Source organism: Actinoplanes sp. URMC 104 (assembly GCF_051386375.1).
Taxonomy (GTDB): Bacteria; Actinomycetota; Actinomycetes; order Mycobacteriales; family Micromonosporaceae; genus Actinoplanes.
Genome location: NZ_JBPQTO010000005.1, coordinates 35,980 through 56,283, shown reverse-complemented (window position 1 = coordinate 56,283; position 20,304 = coordinate 35,980). Strand labels below are relative to the sequence as shown.

16 protein-coding genes are annotated in these 20,304 nt (G+C 75.2%); 6 read left to right on the top strand and 10 right to left on the bottom strand.

Translation table 11 applies throughout. The features are described from left to right. Window positions 1-29: 29 nt before the first annotated feature. The 3 genes from ACSNN8_RS20165 to ACSNN8_RS20155 are packed head-to-tail and all read right to left on the bottom strand — an operon-like array spanning window position 30 to window position 2,714. A complete protein-coding gene (locus tag ACSNN8_RS20165; RefSeq protein ID WP_436650817.1) occupies window positions 30-1,619 on the bottom strand; it encodes an acyl-CoA dehydrogenase family protein in 1,590 nt (529 codons plus the stop codon). A gap of 34 nt (window positions 1,620-1,653) precedes the next feature. Continuing rightward, entirely contained in the window at window positions 1,654-2,145 is a 492-nt protein-coding gene (locus ACSNN8_RS20160) for a DinB family protein (protein WP_436650816.1), read from the bottom strand. Window positions 2,146-2,168: 23 nt separating this feature from the next. Beyond that, window positions 2,169-2,714 (bottom strand): hypothetical protein, encoded by a 546-nt coding sequence (locus ACSNN8_RS20155; RefSeq protein ID WP_436650815.1) that lies wholly within the window; start codon window positions 2,712-2,714, stop codon window positions 2,169-2,171. 302 nt (window positions 2,715-3,016) lie between these two features. On the opposite strand from ACSNN8_RS20155, the gene ACSNN8_RS20150 reads away from it, so the two are divergent. Next, complete coding sequence (locus tag ACSNN8_RS20150) at window positions 3,017-5,248, top strand: glycoside hydrolase domain-containing protein (protein WP_436650879.1); 2,232 nt, start codon at window positions 3,017-3,019, stop codon at window positions 5,246-5,248. Further along, a complete protein-coding gene (locus tag ACSNN8_RS20145; RefSeq protein ID WP_436650814.1) occupies window positions 5,245-6,549 on the top strand; it encodes a glycosyltransferase in 1,305 nt (434 codons plus the stop codon). Before ACSNN8_RS20150 ends, ACSNN8_RS20145 begins: the two co-directional genes overlap by 4 nt. Here ACSNN8_RS20145 and ACSNN8_RS20140 read toward each other — a convergent pair. Both ACSNN8_RS20140 and ACSNN8_RS20135 read right to left on the bottom strand, forming a co-directional pair. Beyond that, window positions 6,536-7,729: a cytochrome P450 gene (locus tag ACSNN8_RS20140; RefSeq protein WP_436650813.1), complete on the bottom strand. Its 1,194-nt coding sequence runs from the start codon at window positions 7,727-7,729 to the stop codon at window positions 6,536-6,538. The genes ACSNN8_RS20145 and ACSNN8_RS20140 overlap by 14 nt on opposite strands. Before the next feature lie 302 nt (window positions 7,730-8,031). Further along, window positions 8,032-8,823: a trypsin-like serine protease gene (locus tag ACSNN8_RS20135; RefSeq protein ID WP_436650812.1), complete on the bottom strand. Its 792-nt coding sequence runs from the start codon at window positions 8,821-8,823 to the stop codon at window positions 8,032-8,034. Window positions 8,824-8,960: 137 nt separating this feature from the next. Between ACSNN8_RS20135 and ACSNN8_RS20130 the strand changes: the two genes are divergently transcribed. Then, window positions 8,961-9,785, top strand: a complete 825-nt coding sequence (locus tag ACSNN8_RS20130) for a hypothetical protein (protein WP_436650811.1) — start codon at window positions 8,961-8,963, stop codon at window positions 9,783-9,785. A gap of 4 nt (window positions 9,786-9,789) precedes the next feature. On the opposite strand, the gene ACSNN8_RS20125 is transcribed toward ACSNN8_RS20130, so the two are convergent. Genes ACSNN8_RS20125 through ACSNN8_RS20115 form a run of 3 tightly spaced genes read right to left on the bottom strand, consistent with a single transcriptional unit; the run spans window position 9,790 to window position 12,580 of the window. After that, window positions 9,790-11,181, bottom strand: a complete 1,392-nt coding sequence (locus tag ACSNN8_RS20125; protein ID WP_436650810.1) for an NAD(P)(+) transhydrogenase (Re/Si-specific) subunit beta — start codon at window positions 11,179-11,181, stop codon at window positions 9,790-9,792. After that, window positions 11,178-11,462, bottom strand: a complete 285-nt coding sequence (locus ACSNN8_RS20120) for an NAD(P) transhydrogenase subunit alpha (protein WP_436650809.1) — start codon at window positions 11,460-11,462, stop codon at window positions 11,178-11,180. Before ACSNN8_RS20120 ends, ACSNN8_RS20125 begins: the two co-directional genes overlap by 4 nt. After that, window positions 11,459-12,580: an NAD(P) transhydrogenase subunit alpha gene (locus ACSNN8_RS20115; protein WP_436650808.1), complete on the bottom strand. Its 1,122-nt coding sequence runs from the start codon at window positions 12,578-12,580 to the stop codon at window positions 11,459-11,461. The genes ACSNN8_RS20120 and ACSNN8_RS20115 overlap by 4 nt, the downstream gene beginning before the upstream one ends. A 66-nt stretch (window positions 12,581-12,646) precedes the next feature. Between ACSNN8_RS20115 and ACSNN8_RS20110 the strand changes: the two genes are divergently transcribed. Both ACSNN8_RS20110 and ACSNN8_RS20105 read left to right on the top strand, forming a co-directional pair. Next, window positions 12,647-13,387 carry an acetoacetate decarboxylase family protein gene (locus ACSNN8_RS20110; protein ID WP_436650807.1) on the top strand — a complete coding sequence of 247 codons (741 nt, stop codon included), beginning with the start codon at window positions 12,647-12,649 and terminating at the stop codon, window positions 13,385-13,387. A gap of 118 nt (window positions 13,388-13,505) precedes the next feature. Beyond that, window positions 13,506-14,279 carry a polysaccharide deacetylase family protein gene (locus ACSNN8_RS20105; RefSeq protein WP_436650806.1) on the top strand — a complete coding sequence of 258 codons (774 nt, stop codon included), beginning with the start codon at window positions 13,506-13,508 and terminating at the stop codon, window positions 14,277-14,279. Here the strand turns inward: ACSNN8_RS20105 and ACSNN8_RS20100 are convergent. Then, window positions 14,272-16,812, bottom strand: a complete 2,541-nt coding sequence (locus tag ACSNN8_RS20100) for a hypothetical protein (RefSeq protein ID WP_436650805.1) — start codon at window positions 16,810-16,812, stop codon at window positions 14,272-14,274. The genes ACSNN8_RS20105 and ACSNN8_RS20100 overlap by 8 nt on opposite strands. A 288-nt stretch (window positions 16,813-17,100) precedes the next feature. On the opposite strand from ACSNN8_RS20100, the gene ACSNN8_RS20095 reads away from it, so the two are divergent. Further along, window positions 17,101-18,681: a methyl-accepting chemotaxis protein gene (locus ACSNN8_RS20095; protein WP_436650804.1), complete on the top strand. Its 1,581-nt coding sequence runs from the start codon at window positions 17,101-17,103 to the stop codon at window positions 18,679-18,681. A 61-nt stretch (window positions 18,682-18,742) separates the two neighbouring features. On the opposite strand, the gene ACSNN8_RS20090 is transcribed toward ACSNN8_RS20095, so the two are convergent. Further along, window positions 18,743-20,263 carry a methyl-accepting chemotaxis protein gene (locus ACSNN8_RS20090; RefSeq protein ID WP_436650803.1) on the bottom strand — a complete coding sequence of 507 codons (1,521 nt, stop codon included), beginning with the start codon at window positions 20,261-20,263 and terminating at the stop codon, window positions 18,743-18,745. Window positions 20,264-20,304 lie beyond the last annotated feature (41 nt).

The following is a 20,304-nucleotide window of genomic DNA, read 5'->3' as shown; positions in this document are numbered from 1 at the left end:
GGCAGCCGGGGCTGAACCTTCGGCGGTTGCTAGGCGGGTGCGGCGCGCTCCACGATGGCCGCGGTGGCCGCCGAGCGGGGCAGGGTGCCGAACGTGTGGCCCCACTCGCCGCCCAGACGGGTGGCGCAGAACGCGTCGGCGACGGCCGGGGGAGCGTACCGGACCAGCAGCGACGCCTGCAGGGTGAGCGCCATCCGCTCCGCCACCAGCCGGGCCTGGTCCTCGTCCGCGGCGGCGCCCAGCGCGCCGATCGCCGCGTCGAGCCTGGGGTCCGCGCCCCGGGCCGCCGACACCTCGGCGTGGAAGGCCTCGAAGGCGGCGGGCTCGCGGCGCAGCGTCCGCAGCACGTCGAGGGCCTGGACGGTGCCGGAGCCCTCCCAGATCGAGTTGAGCGGGGCGTCGCGGTAGAGGCGCGGCATCCCGGAGTCCTCGACGTAGCCGTTGCCGCCCAGGCACTCCAGCGCCTCACCGACCACCGCGGGCTGCCGCTTGCACACCCAGAACTTGCCCACCGCGATCGCCAGCCGCTGGAACGCCTGCTCGCCGCGGTCGACCGCCCCCGCGAGCCGCATCGCCAGCAGCGTGGCGGCCTCGCTCTCCAGGGCCAGGTCCGCGAGCACGGCGCGCATGGCGGGCTTGTCGGCGAGCGGGCCGCCGAACGCGTGCCGGTGCCGGGTGTGGTGGATGGCCTGCGCCAGCGCGGCCCGCATGCCCGACGCCGAGCCGGTCACGCAGTCGAGCCGGGTCATCGCGACCATCTCGATGATCGTCCGCACGCCCCGGCCCTCGCCGCCGACCAGCCACGCCACCGTGTCGTCGAACTCGGGCTCGCTGCTTGCGTTGCTGCGGTTGCCCAGCTTGTCCTTGAGCCGCTGGATGCGGAATGTGTTGCGGGTGCCGTCGGGCAGCACGCGCGGCACCAGGAAGCACGAGAGCCCCTGCGGCGCCTGGGCGAGCACGAGGAACAGGTCGCACATCGGCGCGCTGGTGAACCACTTGTGCCCGCGCAGCCGCCAGGTGCCGTCGCCGGCCGGGGTGGCGCGGGTGGTGTTGGCCCGCACGTCGGAGCCGCCCTGCTTCTCGGTCATGCCCATGCCGGCGAGCAGGCCGGCCTTCGTGGCCGGGGTGCGCAGACCCGGGTCGTACGACCGGGAGGCGAGCAGCGGCTCGTAGAGCGCGGCCAGCTCGGGCGCGTGCCGCAAGGCGGGCACCACGGCGTAGGTCATCGACACCGGGCAGGAGTGCCCCGCCTCCACCTGCGACCAGACGAACAGCCCCGCCGCCCGGGCCACGTGCCCGCCCGCCCGGCGCTCGGCCCACGGCGCGCCGGTGAGCCCCTCGCCGACCGCCACCTCCAGCAGCCGGTGCCACGACGGGTGGAAGTCCACCTCGTCGACGCGGTGGCCGTACCGGTCGTGGGTGAGCAGCCTCGGCTCGTAGCGGTTCGCCTCGTCGGCCCACCGCTGCGGCTCCGCCGTGCCCGCGAGCTTGCCCAGCCGGTGCAGGTCGCCGACCGCCCAGCCCGCGCCCTCGCGCTCGAGGGCGCCCAGCAGCGCGGCGTCGGCCGCGACGTCCACGTCGACCAGCGGCGGCGGCTGGTTGAACACCTCGTGCGTCACACCCCGGAATGTACCCCCGGGTAACTTGCCGGGGCTATCGCCCGGTGATGCCGTCGAGCTGCTCGCGCAGGATGTCGGCGTGCCCCGCGTGCCGGGCGGTCTCGCTGGTCATGTGGGCCACCACCCACCGCAGGCTCAGGAACCTGCCGTCCACCGGGTTGACCACCGGGGCCGTGAGGTCGCCGGCCTCCCGCACGATGCGGTTGCTCTCCGCCACGGCCGCGCGGTAGCCCTCGAGGACCGTCGCGGTGTCCAGGCCGGCGGGCACGGTCATGTCGAAGTCGTAGTGGTGCTCGCCCAGCCCGGCGACGTGGTAGCCGAACCAGTAGCGCTCGCCGTCGGTGAGGTGCGCGACCAGCCCGAGCAGGTTGGTGCCCGAGCCGACCAGCACCCGGCGCAGCTGCTCGTCGTCGAGGCCGTCGGTCTTCTTGAGCACCGACTCCCGCGCGAAGTCGAGGAACGCGAGCGCGGTGTCCAGCTCGCTGTCGTCGTTGCGCGGCACGGGCCGGCGCTGGGTCTCGGGCATCCCGGCACGATAGCGCCCGGGCGTCAGGACCGCGCGCCCTTGAACAAGCCCCGCACGCGGGAGCGGACCCCGTCGAAGGCGAACAGCGCGATCAGCAGGGCGAGGCCCATGAGCGCCGGCCCGGCGACCCCCGCGATCCGCCGCCACCGGTCGGGTCGTGCCGCGCGGGCCTCGCTCTGCGCCGTCGTGCCCGCCGTCGCGGACGTCGCGGGGGAGGGCGCCTTGGGCAGCACGGTGTAGCGCAGCTCGTTGTTCTGCGCGATCCGCCGGCCCGCGGCGGTGCGGGCCAGCACGCCCCAGCGCACGGTGTTCGGGCCCGGCTTGGCGGTGGCCGGCACGCGCACCTCGGCCAGCCAGCGGCCGCCGGACTGCCGGCACTCGACGCCCCGGTCGCGGAAGAACACCAGGCAGCCGACGATCCGGACGTCCTCGCTGCGCGGGAACACCACCACGCTGATCCGGTCGCCCGGGCGGGCCGTCTGCGGGGAGACCGACACCCCGAAGTCGGCGGGAGCGGCCGCGGGCTGGGCGAGGCCCAGCACGAGGAGCGCGGTCACAACGACTGCCATGGCGCCCCCAAGGACGGTGAGCCGCGCGGACGGTTCAGCTCACGGTGCACGCGGGCGGGCGGCGCTGTCAGCCGGATCGAGGACACCCGGGATCCGCACGCGCCGCTTCGGCGGTGCCGTGCCTCGCGGCGCGTGCGGGGGTCCGGAAACGAAGGATGGCGCACGTCCGGGCGCGGGGGGAGTCCCCGGACGTGTCGGAAATCCGTCCCGAAAGGGGGTGGTGCGCCCGCCCGCCGGTTGTCGACCCGGGGAGTTCACGTCGCCGAAACCTCCGGCCGCGCGCCGCTGGATAGTGTCCCGTCATTCTCGACGACGTTGACCCCTTCATCGGCACCGCGGCCACGGACCTGCCTCCCGCCCGCGGTCTGGCCGCCACGTGGTGGTGGCCCAAGCCCCAGGTGGGCAACACCCACCCGGGCGCCACATCGCCGCTGGGCATGGTGTCCGCCTGCGCCTACTCCGGCGCCTACCCCACCGGCTACGGGCGCTACACCAAGAACACCGAGGGCGTGCCCGAGACGATGTTCGACCGGATGCAGGCGTCCGGCTTCACCCACTTCCAGCAGTCCGGCACCGGCGCCATCCGCAAGTACTACAACTACGTGCGGGTGACCCCGATGGTGCAGTCGCTCGACGACCTGGGGCAGGCGTGGCCGCTGCACGACGAGACTGCCGAGGCCGGCTACTACGCCGCCACCCTGGGCACCGGCATCCGCTGCGAGATCACGGTCGGCGAGAAGGTGGCCGTGCACCGCTACACGTTCCCGGCCAGCAGCAGCGGCCGCGTGGTGATCGACCTGTCCTGCGGCGGCCTGGCCACCGAGCTGGGCCGCACGGTGCCGCTGCGCGCCCAGATCGAGAGCATGGGGCACGGCCGCGCGCAGGGCACGGTGGTGATGGAGGGCGTGCCGCTGTCGGTGTACGCCGAGGTGGACAGCCCCAACTGGCGGCAGATGCTCTGGTACGACCGCCGGCTGATCGACGGCGGCACCCGGCTCGACTTCGACAGCATCCGACACACCAACCTGCGCCCGTTCGGGATGCTGTTTTTGGGCTCCACCCGGCCCGGGCAGACCGTCGAGGTGCGGCTGGGCTTCTCGCTGCGCGGGTGCGAGCAGGCCCGGCGCAACCTGGAGCGCGAGTGCGGCACGCAGGGCACCGCGTTCGTCGCCGTCCGCGCGCGGACCCGGGCCGGCTGGCGCGAGCACTTCGGCAAGGTGCAGGTGGACGGGGGCACGCCGGCGCGGCGAACGGTGCTGGCCACCTCGCTCTACCACGCGCTGATCAAGCCCTGCTTCGCCGACGACGAGAGCCCGTTCTGGCCCACCTCCGGCCCGTACGCGTTCGACGTCTGCACGATGTGGGACATCTACAAGACCCAGATCCCGCTGCTGGCCACGCTCGCCCCGGAGCGCGCCGCCGACCTGCTCGAGTCGCTCGTCCGGGTGTGCGAGGAGGAGGGCAACTTCCCGATCGGCTACCGGATGGCGCGCGGCGCCGACCGGTTCTTCCGCCAGGCCAGCGCGCTGGCGCACACTGCGCTCGCCGACGCGCACGCGCTGGGCCGGGCCGGCATCGACTGGGCGTGGGCGCTCGTGCACATGGTGGACGATCTGCGGCGCATGTACGGCGAGGACTTCTACGAGCACGGCGTGGTGCACCCGATCACCCACACGCTCGACCTCGCGTACGGCTACCACTGCACCGCCCGGGTGGCGCGCGCGCTGGGCGACAAGCGTCTGGCCGCCGACCTCACCGAGCGCAGCCGCGGCTGGGTCAACGCGTTCGACCCGGTCACCGGCCTGCTGCGCGACTCGGAGTTCTACGAGGGCGGCAAGTGGAACTACTCGTTCCGGCTGCTGCACGACATGCGCGCCCGCATCGGCCTGGCCGGCGGCGACGCCGCGTTCCTCGGCAAGCTCGACGCGTTCTTCGGCTACGGCGCCGAGCCGGTCAAGCAGCCCGGGCAGCGCCCGCCGGCCGCCGAGATGCAGGCCGGGTACGCCCTCAAGCGGTTCGAGGGGCTCAACAACGAGCCCGACATGGAGGCCCCCTGGGCCTACCACTACGCGGGCCGCCCCGACCGGACGGCCGAGATCGTGCACTCGGCGCTGACGTGGCAGTTCGGCACCGGGCCGGGCGGGCTGCCGGGCAACGACGACTCCGGCGGGCTCAGCGCCTGGTACGTCTGGGCGTCGCTGGGCCTGTTCCCGGTCGCCGGGCAGCACCTGTTCCTGATCAACGCGCCGGCGTTCGAGCGCGCCGCGATCCAGGCGCCCGAGGGCGAGTTCGTGATCGAGACCAGCGGCCACCGCGAGACCCCGATCGGCGTCGACGGCCTCGACCGCGAGCCGCCGCCGCTGTACGTCCAGAGCGCCACGCTCAACGGCCGGCCCCTGCACGCCACCCACCTGAGCGCCGCGGACGTGCACCGCGGCGGCCGGCTGCACCTGCGGCTGGGCCCGGAGCCGTCGAGCTGGGGCAGCAGGACCCGCCCGCCTTCCCTGTCCGACCCGACGGAGGAAACCCGGTGACCAAGCAAGCACGCCGTCTCGTCATCGTGGTCCGCGCCGACCCGGTCATCTGCGGCCACTCCGGCGAGGCCCGCAACCTCGCCGAGGTCGCACTCACCCGCGGCTTCACGGACGTCCGCCTGCTCACCTGGCCGATCCCCGTGCTGCAGGCCGCCGGGCTGCCGCTCAAGCCGCTCGACCGGCTGCTGCCCTACAGCAAGGGCATCACCGTCGAACGGCCCGAGTCCGTCGGCGACTACCGGGTGCCCGACGGCCGGCACCTCGCCGGGCTCACCGGCCGGCTCGTGGAGCTGCTCTGCGAGCCGGTGCCCACGGTGTGCCTGTCGATGTATCTGGTGCCGCACACCACGGTCGTCGTCGACGCGGTGCACGCGGCGCGGGTGGCGGGCCTGAACCCCGACGTGCACACCATCGCGAAGGCGGTCGGCTCCGACGTCACCAACGTCATCCGGCAGTGCCTGCGCGAGGGCCGCTTCGGCGCGGCGACCGTGCTGTTCACGACGTTCCTGGCCAACGACGAGCTGGTCGCGGTCTCCGAGTACACCCGCGACGAGATCATCGCGTCGGCCGCCGAGGTGGACGCGGCGTGCGGCACCTCGTTCGCCCGGCAGTGCCGCGAGCGGGTGACCGTCAGCTACCCGCCGATCGACTCCTCGGCGTACCTGGACCTGGACCCGGCGGCCGTGGACGCCGCGCTGGCCCGGCGCGGCCTCGACCGCGACGGGTACGTGCTGTTCCTGTCCCGGGTGGCGCGGGCCAAGGGCATCCACGACCTGGTCACCGCGTACGGCCGGATGCGCGCCCGCGAGCGGGTGAAGCTCGTCGTCGCCGGCACCGGCCCCGCGCTCGAGCAGGTCCGGGCGATGGCCCGCGACGACGACCGGATCGTCTTCCTGACCGACGTCGACGACGCGGAGAAGCCGCTGCTCATGCGCGGCTGCGCCGCGTACGCGCTGCCCACCAGGCCCGAGCCCGACTTCGTCGAGACCTTCGGCATAGCCCTGGCCGAGAAGATGCTCGCCGGCGGCGGCCCGGTCGTCACCACGCTCACCGGCGGCACCGGCGAGGCCGTCGGCGGCACCGCCGTCATCGTCGAGCCCGGCGACGTGGACGCGCTGGCCTGCGCCCTCGACCACGCGGTGCTCGAGATGAGCGCCGCCGAGAAGGCCGAGATGGCCGGCCGCGCCCTGTCCCACGCGATGACCTTCGACCGCGCCGCCGTCTTCGACGGCCTCTTCTCCTCCGGCGTGACCCCCGTGGCGCCGCTCGGCCCGCTGCCGGAACGGGTCAGCCCGTGGTGACGGGCAGGGTGGCGAAGCCGCGCAGCGTGAGGCGGTCGCGCCGGACCGGGGCGCCGGCCACGGCCAGCCGCGGCAGCATGGTCAGCAGCAGGGGGAACGCGACCTGCGCCTCCAGCCGGGCGAGCGGGGCGCCGAGGCAGTAGTGGGCGCCGCCGCCGAAGGAGACCGGCTGGACGCCCTCGCGGTCGGGGTCGAAACGGTGCGGGTCGGGGTAGCGGGCGGGGTCGCGGTTGGCGGCGCCCAGCATCATCGTCAGCCCCGCGCCGGCCGGGGCGGTGACGCCGTCGCCCAGCTCGACCGGCTCGGTGGTGAAGCGGGAGGTCAGCTGCACCGGGGAGTCGTACCGCAGGATCTCCTCGACGAAGGCGGGCGCCAGCTCCGGGTCGGCGCGCAGCCGGTCGGCGTGGGCGGGGTGCTCGAGCAGCAGGTGCAGGCCGGTGCCGAGCAGGTTCGCGGTGGTCTCGAACCCGGCGACCAGCAGCAGCACGAGGTTGGCCAGCAGCTCCTCGCCGGTGAGCGTGCCGTCGGCGCCCGCCTCGACCAGCGCGCTGGTCAGGTCGTCCTGCGGGGCCCGCTGCCGCTGCGCGATCAGGCCGGTGAGGTAGTCCTCGAGGTCGCGCCCGGCCGCGTCGGCCCGGTCCATCTCCTCGACCGTGCTGATCGGCTCGAGCACGACGGTCAGGTCGGCGGCGCGCTGCCGGAACCAGGCGCGGTCGCCGGCCGGCACCCCGAGCAGCGCGCAGATCACGCCGATCGGCAGCGGGTAGGCGAACGCGGTCATGAAGTCGGCCGCGGCGGGCATCGCCTTGACCAGGTCCTCGGCCTGGCCGGCGATGACGTCGCGCATCGCCGCGACGCGCCGCGCGGTGAAGGTGGCCGCGGCGGCCCGGCGTACGCGGGTGTGGTCGGGCGGGTTGGTCTGCAGCATGGACAGCACCACCGAGGCGACCCCGCGGTTCTGCCGCCAGTCCGGCCAGAACTGGTCGTAGTCGCCCGCGTCGGCCAGCCGCATGCGCGGGTCCCGCAGCAGCCGGTTGGTCAGCGCGTTCGTGGTCACGTACCAGCGCTCGTCGGGGGCGAGGAAGGCCGGCGCGTGCGCCCGCAGCACGTCGTACGCCGGATACGGGTCCTCCCGGCCCTCGGGGGTGAACAGCGAGCCGAGCGCGGTGGCGAAGTCCATGGGGGACATTGTCGCCGCCGCGCGCCGGCCGTGGGGGGCTCGGGGGTGGGCGGGCCGCCGCCCCGCAGGCCCGCCCACCTCCTCACGTGGCCGCCGCCGCACGCCTGGACGAAGCGTGCTCCCGGCCGCGGCCACCGGGGCCCGCCGCGCCCCTCGCCAGGGTCGCCGGCCGGCCTCCATGAAGCTCGATGCCCCGCGTTCACGCTACGAACCCGCCGCGCCGCCCGGCTATCGGCCGTCCCAGCAGGACGCTCCCTCGCGTTGGGGAGGGCGTTCCGCCCGATCCGGCTACCCCGTGCGGGTCACAGCCCGGGCACGTAGGCGGCGAGGAACGGCCACGCCGCGCTGGCCCGGTCCACCCGGTTGGAGATGCCCACCCACGCCTGCGGGCGGCCCACCAGGTCGGGCGCCCCGCAGGTGACCCGGTCCGCGGCGCCCGCGGTGACGCTCTGCAGCAGCGGCACGCCGTCCTCCCAGCGCAGCAGGGGGCCGCCGCTGTCGCCGCGCCGCGAGCCGCCGTGCACCGAGGTCACGAACGTCATCGAGCCGCGGGGCGGGTCGGGGAACAGGCACGGCCCGTGGTTGACCGCCGCGAGCGAGGTGACCCGGACGTCGGCGGTGTGCGCCGAGCCGTACACGGTCGCCTCGCTCGCCGTGCCCAGCGGCCGCGTGGCGAGGCGGGCCGGGACCACAGTGGTCACCGGGGCGGCCAGCTCCAGCAGGGCGATGTCGTTGACCAGGCTGCGCGCGTCGTACCCGCCCATGCGGTGCACGGCCGCGACCGGCCACCCGGCGCCCACGGTGATCTCGCCCGGCCGGTAGGGGTGGCGCTGGTCGCTGTTCACGTTCGTGCAGTGCTGCGCGGTCAGCACCCAGGCGGCCGCGATCAGCGTGCCGGTGCAGGCGAGCCCGCGGTCCAGCAGCCCGCGGTCGGCCTCGACCCGCACGATCGCCGGCGCCCCCGCGCCGCCGCCGTCCTCCACCGTGGGCAGCGTGCCCACCATCGCCGACGCCTGGCCCGTCATCGCCCAGGCCACGAACGCGGCCAGGGCCATCGAGGCCGACCGCCTGCCGACCTGCCCGGTCACCCTCATGCACCCGACGCTAGAGACGGCCCGCGCCCCCCGGCATCGGCCGTCCCACCCGGTCCGGCGAGCCGTTCCGCGTAACCCGGACGGGGCGTGGCCGATACCCGACACTTGCGCGCCGCGGCGGCCGCCAGAATCACCGGATGGGTCTTCCGCCGCTCGCCCTGACCCTGGTGCTCGCCTCGGCCCTGCTGCACGCGCTGTGTAACGTCCTGCTCGGCCGGCTGGCGCCCGAGGGGTTCGACGGCGCGATCGCGGGCAACGCGCTCGGCCTGCTGGCCCTCACGCCGCTCGCACTGGCGCGCTGGCGGGTCGAGGACGCCGCGTGGGGCTGGGTGGCCGTCTCGGCGTGCCTCTCGGTGACCTACTTCCTGCTGCTCAACGTCGCATACGCGCGGACGCCCGTGCACGCGGCCTATCCGGTGGCGCGCGGTCTGGCCCCCGTGCTGCTGCTGGCCGTGGCGCTCGCCGCGGGCGACGAGGTGCCCGCGTGGGCCGCGCCGGGCGTGCTGGTCGTCAGCGCCGGCGTCCTGCTGACCGCGTCGGGGGCGACCCGCCGCTCGGTGGCGGCCGCCGCGCCGGTGGCGGTGTCGCTGGCCTGCTACACGTACGTCGCCTCGCTCGGTCTGCGGCACGCCGACCCCGCCACCTATCTCTGGCTGTCGATGGCGCCGCTGGTCGTCGTCTCCACCGCCGTGCGGCTGGCCACCCGGCCCGCCGCGCTGCGCGCCCAGGTCCGGCCGGCGACGTTCGTGATCGGCCTCGGCTCGGTCGGCGCGCACGTCCTCACGCTGGCGGCGCTCGCTCTGGTCGCCGCGGCGCAGGTGCCCGCGGTCGCCGCGCTGCGCGAGACCGGCATCCTGTTCGTCGTAGCGCTGTCGTGGCTCACGGGCGGTCGGCCCTCGGCGTCGGCGTTCGCGGGCTCCGCGCTCGTCTTCGCCGGTGTCGCGGTGCTCGCCCTCGCGTGAGGGGCTACCGTGCGTACGCGGAAAGACCGGCCAGCAGGGCACTCAGGCCCGCCTTCGCGTCCGCGAACAGCATGGCCGTGCGGGGGTCGGCGTAGAGCTCGTTGTCGATGCCCGCGTAGCCGTGCCCGAGCGACCGCTTGATCACGATGACGCTCCGCGCCCGGTCGACGTCGAGGATCGGCATGCCCGAGACCGGGTTGCCGGGCCGCCGCGCCGCCGGGTTGGTGACGTCGTTGGCGCCCACGACCAGCGCCACGTCGGTGCGCGGGAAGCCGGGGTTGCTCTCCTCGAGGTCCTGCAGCTGCTCGTAGGGGGCGTTCGCCTCGGCCAGCAGCACGTTCATGTGCCCGGGCATCCGGCCGGCCACCGGGTGGATGGCGTACGTGACCTCGACCCCGCGGTCGGTCAGCGCCTGCGCGAGCGCCACCGCCTCGTGCTGCGCCTGCGCGGCGGCGAGCCCGTAGCCCGGCACGATCACGACCCTTCCCGCGTACGCCAGCTGGATCGCGGCGTCCTCGGCGGTGACCTCGCGGACGGCCGCCGAGCCGGAGCGCGCCGCGACCGCGACGGCGTCGCCCGTGCCGTAGCCGCCGGCGACGATCGCGCCGATCGGCCGGTTCATCGCGTCGGCCATCAGCTTCGTCAGGATCGCGCCCGCCGCGCCGACCAGCGCCCCCGCGATGATCAGCGGGGTGCTGCCCAGCACGAAGCCCGCCATCGCCACCGCCGTGCCGGTGCACGCGTTGAGCAGCGAGATCACCACCGGCATGTCGGCGCCGCCGATCGGCAGCGTGAGCAGCACCCCGGCCGCCAGCGCCGCGGCCGCCGCGCCCGCCAGCGCCGGCGTGCCCCCGTCGAACCCGACCACCAGCACGCCCAGGACGACGACGACCACCGCGAGCGCCAGCGAGATCAGCCGGCCGTGCGGCACGACGATCGGGCGGCCCGGCACCCGCCCGGCGAGCTTGCCCGAGGCGATCAGTGAGCCGCTGAACGTCACCGCGCCGATCACCACGTCGAGCACGCCGGTCACCTCGGCGTGGGTGCTGGTCGCGCGGTCGCCGAGCGCGATCAGCGCCGCCGCGCCGCCGCCGACCGCGTTGAACAGGCTCACCAGCTGCGGCATCGCTGTCATCCGCACCACCCGCGCCGCCACCAGCCCGGCCACCGCGCCGCCGGCCGTGCCGAGGCCGAGCGCCCAGGCCGCGTACGCGGTGATCCGCCCGTCCTCGACGAGCACCGCGACCGTCGTCAGCAGCGCCACGCCCATGCCCGCGGCCGACACCTGGTTGCCGCGCCGGGCCGTGGCGGGCGCGTTCATCAGGTGCAGCCCGACCACGAACGCGCTCGCGCAGGCCAGGTAGACCAGGTGGACCGCGGTGTCGAAGCCGCTCACGACCGGCTCCGGAACATCGCGAGCATGCGGTCGGTCACCACGTAGCCGCCGGCCACGTTCATCGCGGCGAAGAACGCGGCGACGGCCAGCAGCGCGTACCCCGCCGGGGTGCTGACCGTGGCGGCCAGCAGCATGACGCCGACCAGCACGACGCCGTGGATGGCGTTCGCGCCCGACATCAGCGGCGTGTGCAGGGTGGCCGGCACCTTGCTGATCACCTCGAAGCCGACGAGCAGCGCGAGCGTGAACACGGTCAGGTCGGCCAGCAGCAACGGGCTCATCGGATCTCCCTCTCGTGGTGACGCAGCCGGGGGTGCACGACGGCGCCGTCGCGGCACACCAGCACCGCGGCCAGCACCTCGTCGGTGTCGTCGAGGTGCGGTCGTCCCTCGCGCAGCAGGCTGCCCAGCAGGGCGACCAGGTTCCGCGCGTACGCCGTGGACGCCGCGACGGGCACGGTGGCGGCCAGGTTCGGCGCGCCGATCACGGTGATGCCGCGGCCGGTGACCGTCCGGGTGTCCTCGGCGGACCCGGCCACGTTGCCGCCCAGGTCGATGACCACGGACCCGGGCCGCATCGCGGCCAGCGCCGCCTCGGAGACCAGCAGCGGCGAGCGGCCGCCGGGCACCCGCGCCGTCGTGATCACCACGTCGAACCGGGGCACGACCTCGTCGAGGGCCGCGAGCTGGGCCGCCGCCGCGTCGTCGGCGAGCCGCTGCGCGTACCCGTCGGCGGAGGCCTGCGCCGCGGTCGCGAGCTCGAGGACGGCAGCGCCGGTCGAGGCGATGTCGGCGCGGGCCGCCTCGCGCACGTCGTAGCCGGTGACCAGCGCGCCGAGCCGCCGCGCGGTCGCGATCGCCTGCAACCCGGCGACCCCCGCGCCCAGCACCAGCACCCGCGCGGGCCGGGTCGTGCCCGCGGCGGTCATCAGCATGGGGAAGAAGCCGCCGTACGCCTCGGCGGCCAGCAGCGCGGCCTTGTAGCCGGCCACGTTGGCCTGCGAGGTGAGCGCGTCCATCGGCTGCGCCCGGCTCAGCGTGCGCGGCAGCAGGTCGACGCTGATCGCCGTCACGCCCTGCGCCGCGAGCGACTCGGCGAGCGCGGGATCGCCGAGCGGGTCGAGCAGCCCGATCAGCACCCGGCCGGCGCCCAGCGCGGCGACGTCGCCGGGCGGGCGCACGACCAGCAGGACGTCGCTCCCGGCGTACACCTGCTCGCGGGATCCGACCTCGGCGCCGGCCGCCAGGTAGTCGCCGTCGTCGAACCAGGCGGCGCGTCCCGCGCCCGACTCGACCAGCAGCCGGACGTTCGCCGCGCGCAGCCGTGACACGCCGTCGGGGGTCAGCGCCACCCGGCGTTCGCGGCTCGCGGTCTCGCGCAGGACGCCCACTGTCGTCATCGACATATCGAAGCCCTATCACCTCGACGCTCGGCCGGGCTACCCGGTGGCGGGTAGGGTCGCCGCATGGCGCAGCGCGTGGGTGACGGCGTGTGGACCCTGCAGGGGAGAACCGTCACGCTGCCGGTGGAGATCACCTCGGCCCGCTTGACGGCCGCGGTCTTCACCTCGCGGGCCGCCGCGGTGCGCCCGCTGCTCGCCGGCGTGCCGCTGCGCCCGTTCACCGTGCTGGGCCGCGCGGTCGGCATGGTCCTGTGTGTCCACTACGACGAGTGGGCGCTGGGCGCCTACGACGAGGTCGGCGTCGGGCTGCTCGTGCGCGGCCCGTCCGGCCCGCCCGGGCTGCACCTGCTCGACCTGCCCGTGACCGGCGCCCTCACCCGCGAGGCGGGCCGCGACTTCTGGGCGCTGCCCAAGTGGCTGATGGACGCCGACCTGCGGTTCGCCCCGGCGCGCACCGACGTGGTGGTGCGCGACGGGGCCGCCGAGGCGGTGCGCGCGTCGTTCCGGCACGGGGGCGTGCGCCTGCCGTTCCCGCTGCGCGCCGCCCTGCCCGCGTGGTCCTGGCTGGACGACGGCGCCCAGCCGCGCACGCTGCTGCGCGGGCTGGTCCCGATGCGGCTGTCGGGCGTGCGGCTGGGCCGCGGCGCGTTCCGGGCGAGCTTCGGCGCCCACCCGATGGCCGAGCGGATGAAGGCGCTGGGCATGGCGGGGCAGCCGCTGCTCACCGTCCACGCGTCCCGGCTGCACGGGCCGCTGGGCGAGTTCCGGCCCGTCGCCGTGCCGTCCTCCGAAAGTCCGATCTGACCCGCGGACGTCCGTCTTTCGGCCGGTTCCCGCGGCCGGCAGGACCGTTCCCGTGGCAGAAGCGCGTCCCTTCCTTGATCGACCAGGCTGCGAGGCCGGAACGATCATGGAGGATGTCTTGGTCACTCGTCGTGCTCTGTTGCGTTCGGGCCTGCTCGCCGCGGGCGGGGCGGCCACGGCCGTCGCCGCCGGCGGTCACGTCGAGCATTGGCTCGGCTGGGACCGTCCGCCGCTGGGCGGTGGGTACGCGGCGGCGGCCGACGACCTGGGCGCGGTGCACCGCGGCGGGGTGCGGATCCACTACTTCGTGCCGACCACCGAGAAGGTCGTGGCGCTCACCTTCGACGACGGGCCGTTGCCGTCGTACACGCCCCGGTTCCTCGACGTGCTGGACGAGGCGGAGGTGCCCGCCACCTTCTTCGTGGTGGGCCGGCACCTCGAGGAGCACGCCGGGCTGCTGCGCGGACGCCTGGCCCGCCACGAGGTGGGCAACCACTCCTGGTCGCACGACGACCTGGCCACGCTGGACCTGGCCGGTGTCCGCCGCGAGCTCGAGCGCACCCACGACGCCATCCGGCGGCACCTGGGCCGCGAGGCCACGCTGCTGCGCCCGCCGTACGGGCACCTCGGCGGGTCCACGGTGCTGGCCGCCGACGCGATGGGCTACGACATCGCGCTCTGGTCGCAGCAGATGCGCGAGCGCCGCTACGCCGGCGACCCCGCCGCCCAGGCCCGCGACCTCGTCGGCGCGGTGCGCCCCGGCTCGATCGTGCTGGCCCACGACGCCGGCGACGAGCGGCGGCTGGTCGCGCTCGACGCCCTGCCCGCGGTCGTCGCCGGTCTGCGGGCCCGCGGCTACCGCTTCGTGACCCTCTCGGAGCTGCTCAGCTGAGGACGCTCGCCAGCCGCGCCGCCTCGGCCCGCAGGCGGCCGGTCCCCGCGGCGGTGGCCGCGGCGGCGACCTCGGGCAGGTCGGCCCGCGCGCCGATGGCGGTGGCGGTCGCCGCGGTGAGGGCGAGCAGGCCGGGCAGACCGGCCGGCGGGTCGTCGAGGCGCAGCAGAGCGGGCACGAGCGTACGGGCGACCGCCCACACGAGGTGCTGCGCGCCGCCGCGGGCGAGGTCGGCGAGCGCGTCGGTGGGCGCTTCGCGCCACGCGGCGAGCTCCCGGGCCAGCAGCTCGGGGTCCGCCCCGCCGTGCCGGGCCAGGTGGGCGAGCGCCGCGACGGCGTGCGCGCGGTCCCCGGCGCGGGGGGAGCCGAGGGCGTACGCGAGGGCGCGCGCGAACGCCGGGCCGAACGCGCCCGCCGAGCGGGCCAGATCCGGCAGCACCGCGGCGTGCCCGAGGACGTGGCGGGCGACCACCTCGCGGTGGCCGGGCAGGATCTGCGGCCAGCACGCCATCCCGGCCGGCTCGGGGCGCGGCTCGCCGGCCGGCGCCCCGACCAGCGTCTCGGGGCCGGGAGCGGGTGCGGGGTCGCCGGGCTGCGGCGGGGCGATCAGCGTGTCGGGGTCGGGGGCGTCGCGCAGCCAGGCGGCGAACCGGCGGCCGGCGGGGGAGGAGAGCCGGGCCGCGGCGGCGGCGATCGCCGGGTCGACCTCGCGCGGGAGCCGCAGCAGCGCCTGGGTGAGGTCGTGGCGGCCGGGCTGCCAGCCGTCGCGCTCGGCCTCGGCGAGGCGGAACAGCACTCGCGCCGGTTCCACGTGGCCGTCGACGGTCGCGGGCGTCGCCAGCAGCACGGGCTGCGCCGGGCCGGCGGCGACCTCGCGGACGCGGTCGAGCAGCATCCGTTGCAGACCCTCGGCGGGAGTCAGCGCGTCGGTCAGCGCCGCGAGAACCGGGCGGGCCGCCGCCGGGAACAGGACCGCGGCGGCGAGCACGCGCTCCAGCGGGACCGGCCGGAGAGGACCGTCGAGCAGGGCTGCCGCCTCGGCGGCGAGCTCGTCGGCCGTGCGCAGCGGCGGGGGCATGCGCTCCGCCTCGTACGGGATCGGTCTCGGCGGGAACAGCGGCGCGCGGGGGATGTCGAACGTCGCCAGCGGCTCGTCAGGCGCCGCCGGAGCGGCTGTGCCGGCGGGCTTGGCTGCGGGTGTGGCCGGAGCTGCTGTTACGGCGGGCTCTACTGCGGGTGTGGCCGAAGGAGCTGTGACGGCGGGCTTCGCCGCGGTGGCCGTTGCGGTGGCTGCCGGAGCGGCTGTGACGGAGGGTTCCGCTGTGGGTGCGGCCGGCGCGGCTGTTACGGCGGGCTTTGCTGCGGGTGCGCCCGGAGCGGCTGCCACGGCGGGCTTCACGGCGGTGGCGGCTGGAGCGGCTGTCACGGCGGCCGCGGCGAGCAGGTCGCGGGCGTAGCGGGGATGGCGGACGGCGGCCCGCTCCACCCAGGACAGCTGGGAGCGCACCAGCTTCTTCTCGGTGCGCCGCAGGACCGTACGGGTGGCCTCGACGACGGTGTCCCCGTCGAGCCGGCCGGAGTCGTCGAGCAGCCGCAGCGAGCGTTGCGCCACCTCGGCCACCGGGCCGTTCGGGCCGCCGAGCAGCTCGAGGAGGTCCGCGCGCCGCGCGAGGAGCTCGTCGGGGCTCAGGTCGAGGCGCCGGTACGTCTCGACGGCCGGCCGGGTGGCGACCCCCGAGCGCATCCGCTCGATCACCAGCCCCACGAGGCCGTCCCGGTCGATCCGCCCGGTCGAGGCCAGCAGCGCGAGCGCCGTGGCCCAGGCCGTGTCGAGCGCGGCCGCCGCCTTGGGCAGGCGGAACAGGTGCGGCACCAGCGTGTCCAGCCACGGGTCCGCCCCCAGGCGCGCCGCGAGCCGACCCGCGGGGTCCCCGGCGACGAACGCCATCAGCCCGGTGCTGCGCACGCCGGCGACGGACCCCTCCGCCGACGCCGGCCCCTGCTGCACCCGCGCGGACAGGTCCCGGATCCAGCCGCGCACGAAGGCCTCGGTCGCCGGCGGGAGCTGGCCCGTGGCGCGCAGGGCCGCCGCGGCGAGCGCCCACTCCCCGCGGTCCGACGCGTGGGCGCCCGGCAGCGCGGCCAGCCCGGCGGCGACCCGGCGCGGATCGGGCCGGCCCGGCGCGGACAGCACCCGGACGATCGCCGCCACGGTGTGCTCGGACATCGGCTCGCTCAGCCGGGCGGAGCGCAGCCACGCGACGACGTCCTCGGCGGCGGGCAGGCACCCGGCGCCCGCCACGAGCAGGGCCGCCTCCTGCCGGGGCCCGGCCGGCTCCGCGGCCCGCAGGCGCGCGGCCAGCGTGCGGCGCTTGGTCTCGTCGAGGTGCAGCAGCGTCTCGACGAGCCCGTCGACGTCGCCGTCGTCGAGCAGCCGGACGACGTCGTCGTAGGACCGGCGCGCACCCGCGGAGGCCGGGGCGGACCGGCGCGTCCGTGCGGCGGTCGCGGGAAATTCGCCTACGGCGGCCATGACTCGGACGGTAGCGGGCAACACCGCCTCACCGATCGAAATCCCCCTAGAACGTTCGAATCCCGTTGCCTAGCCTCCTAGGATGCCCTACGCGGAGCGGGCGTGGTCACGGAACAGCAGGCGCACCAACCACACCGTTCCCTGATCCGGCAAAGCCGCCGCCCTCACCGGAACGGCCCGATTAGCGTGATCGCGACAGCTTTCGTCGGAACCGTGCCGCGAACACTCAACCGCGGGGCCTCCGGTGCCGATCTGCCCCTCGACACCGAAACAGGAGAGGCACACCGCATGGGTCTGCTAGGAGCGTTCGACAACTGCTCGCTGCGTACGAAGATCGGGGCCGCGGTCACGGTGGGCACGCTCAGCGGCGTGCTCGTCGGTGGAGTCGCCCTCTACACCCTGCACGCCCACAACAAGGATGCGGCCACGGCGCAGCGCGAGACGATCGCGGTCGACGCGGCGGCCGGGGCGTTCGCCAAGAACATCGAGTCGTTCGGCGGCAACCAGTCCGCGCTGCGGCTCTACCCGTCGCTGCGGGAGTCGCTGCTGCAGAACCAGGAGGCCAACAAGGCCGCCATCGCGGACGCGCTCGCCACGCTGCGGGCCGCCTACGCCGGCGACCGGACCGGCACCGACGAGGTGGAGAAGGCCGCGGGGGACTGGAAGGCGTTCCTCGACTTCCTCCAGGAGGACCAGACCGGCCGCACCCCGGTCCAGCTCCAGGAGGCCGTCGCCACCTACAACCGGTTGTACGCCGCGCTGGGGCAGGACCAGCAGGCGCTGGCCGCGCGGGCGGCCGCGAACTCCGAGGCGGCCGTGAAGGCGGCCGAGGACGACACCACCCGGGCGACGTGGACGATCGTGGCGCTGCTCGTGCTCGGTGTGCTGGCCAGCCTGTGGCTCGGGTTCCGCGTCGCCGGCCGGGTGCGCAGCACCGTGGGCGCGGTGGGCCGGGTGGCCGAGGGGCTCGCCGAGGGCGACCTCACCCGGACGTCGGGTGTCACGGTCCGCGACGAGGTGGGCCGGATGGCGCTCTCCCTGGACCAGGCCGTCTCCCGGCTGCGCGAGGACGTCGTGACGCTGGCCGGCAACGCGTCCACGCTGCACGCCGCCGCCGGTCAGCTGACCGCGGTGTCGGGCGCGGTGGACTCGGCCGCCTCCGAGGCGTCGGTGCAGGCGGGCACGGTGGCCGCGGCCGCCGACGCCGTGTCGAACAACCTCCAGGTGGTGTCCGCCGGGTCGCAGGAGATGGGCTCGGCGATCCGCGACATCAGCGTCTCGACCACCGAGGCCTCCGAGGTGGCCGTGCAGGCCGTCGAGGTCGCCTCGGCCACCAACACGATCGTCGCCCGGCTCGGCGAGTCGTCCAGCGAGATCGCCTCGGTGGTCAAGACGATCACGGCGATCGCCGAGCAGACCAACCTGCTCGCGTTGAACGCGACGATCGAGGCCGCGCGGGCCGGCGAGTCCGGCAAGGGCTTCGCGGTCGTCGCCGGCGAGGTCAAGGACCTGGCCCAGGAGACGGCAAAGGCCACCGAGGACATCTCGCGCCGGGTGCAGGCCATCCAGAGCGACACCGGCGGCGCGGTCACCGCGATCGGCGAGATCTCCGCGATCATCGAGCGGATCAACGGCATCCAGATGACGATCGCCTCGGCGGTGGAGGAGCAGACCGCCACCACGCAGGAGATGAACCGCACGCTGTCGGAGGCTGCGGCGGGCGCCGGCGACATCGCGGCGACGATCGGCGGGGTGTCGGAGGCCACCCAGCGCACGACGGCCTCGGTCGGCGAGACGCGCCACGCGGCCGACGACCTGGCCACCACGGCCAGCCAGCTGCAGAGCCTGGTCGCCCGCTTCCGTTACTGATCTCCCCGTACGTGTCGAAGGGGCGCCCCGGGTTCTCCCGGAGCGCCCCTTCCCGTGCCGGTCAGTGTTCGAAGGCGTGCGCCATCGAGGCCTGCTCCTCGAGCACCTCGCCGATGCGGGCCTGCACGGCGTCGAGCTGCGCGATCGTGTCGCTGGTCGTGCGGATGCCGGAGGCCACCGACTCGGCGCTCGCCTGCAGGGCCGCGATCTGCTCCGAGACCCGCTTGGTCGCCTCGGCGGTCTCCCGGGCGAGCTCCTTGACCTCGCCGGCCACCACCGCGAAGCCCTTGCCGATCTCGCCGGCCCGGGCCGCCTCGATGGTGGCGTTGAGCGCGAGCAGGTTCGTCTGGTCGGCGATCGACGAGATGATCTGGATGACGTCGCCGATCGCCGCGGACGCGTCGTTGAGCGAGGCCACGTCGCCGGTCATGTCCGAGGCCCGGCCGACCGCCTCGTCGGCCACCCGGCTGGCGTCGGCGGTCGCCGTGCGCAGCCGCGACACGGTGTCGAGCAGCGCGCGGGCGTTCCGCGCGGCACTCTCGGCGCCGCGCACCACGTCGAGCCGCTGCGAGACGAGCTGCTGCACGTTGCGCAGCGCGTCCATCCGCGACTCGGACAGCTCGACGTACTCGGTGGTGAAGAAGTCCATCGTGCCGATGATCTTGTCGCCGCTGAGGATCGGGAAGCAAACGCCGGAGCGCACGCCCGCGCGCTGCGCGGCGGGGGCGCGCACGCAGTCGGTGAGCTGGCCGATGTCGCGAACGAACACCAGGTCGCGGGCGCGCCACGCGCGTCCCGACAGGCCGACGCCCTCGGCGAAGGTGGCCGCCAGCGTGACCTTCTTGAACTCCTCGCCGGCGGTGCCCGACTCGACGGCGAAGCGCAGCACGTTCTCCTGCTCGTCGATCTGCCAGTACGACCCGTACGCCCAGTGGAAGGCGGTGCGGACCGCGTCCAGCGCCGCCCTGATCGCCACGTCGGAGTCGGACGTGTGCCCGAGCGCGGCGACCACGTTGGTGACGGCGAGCCGGTCGTCGGCGACCTGCCGGGTGTAGTACGCCGTGAGGGCGGCCACCCGGGCCTGCTCGGCGACCCGCTGGATGGCGATCCACTTGCTGAGCAGCGACGCGTCCGGGTCCGGGTCGGTGCGGGAGTAGTACTCCATCACCGCGGTGACCCGCCCCTTGCTCACGGTCGGCACGGCGATTCCGGACTGCGCCCCGGCGCGCACCGCGGCGGCCAGCCGGGCGTCGGTGCCCGCCGCGCTCGCGTTGGCAACCGCCGGTTGGGTGGTGCGAGCGGCCTGCTGGACCAGCTGCGGCTGCCCCGCCGTGCCGCCGAGCGCCGAGGCCAGCCGGCCCACCTCGTACTCCAGCCGGGGCGCGCCGGCCTCGATCCGCCACACGGCCACGTACTCGAAGTCGTAGAACTCGAGGTACGTGGACGCGTAGATGCGCCAGCTGCTCGCCTCGTCGGTCACGCTCTCGAGGTTGTTCACCAGCTCCTCGAGCGCTTCGATGTCGCGGGGTTGCGCGCGCTGCGGTACGGGCTGGATCTCCGCCCGTCGTCCGAACAGACCCATGGCGTCAGGCTACGGAGTGAATTGACCTCGTTACGGCACTA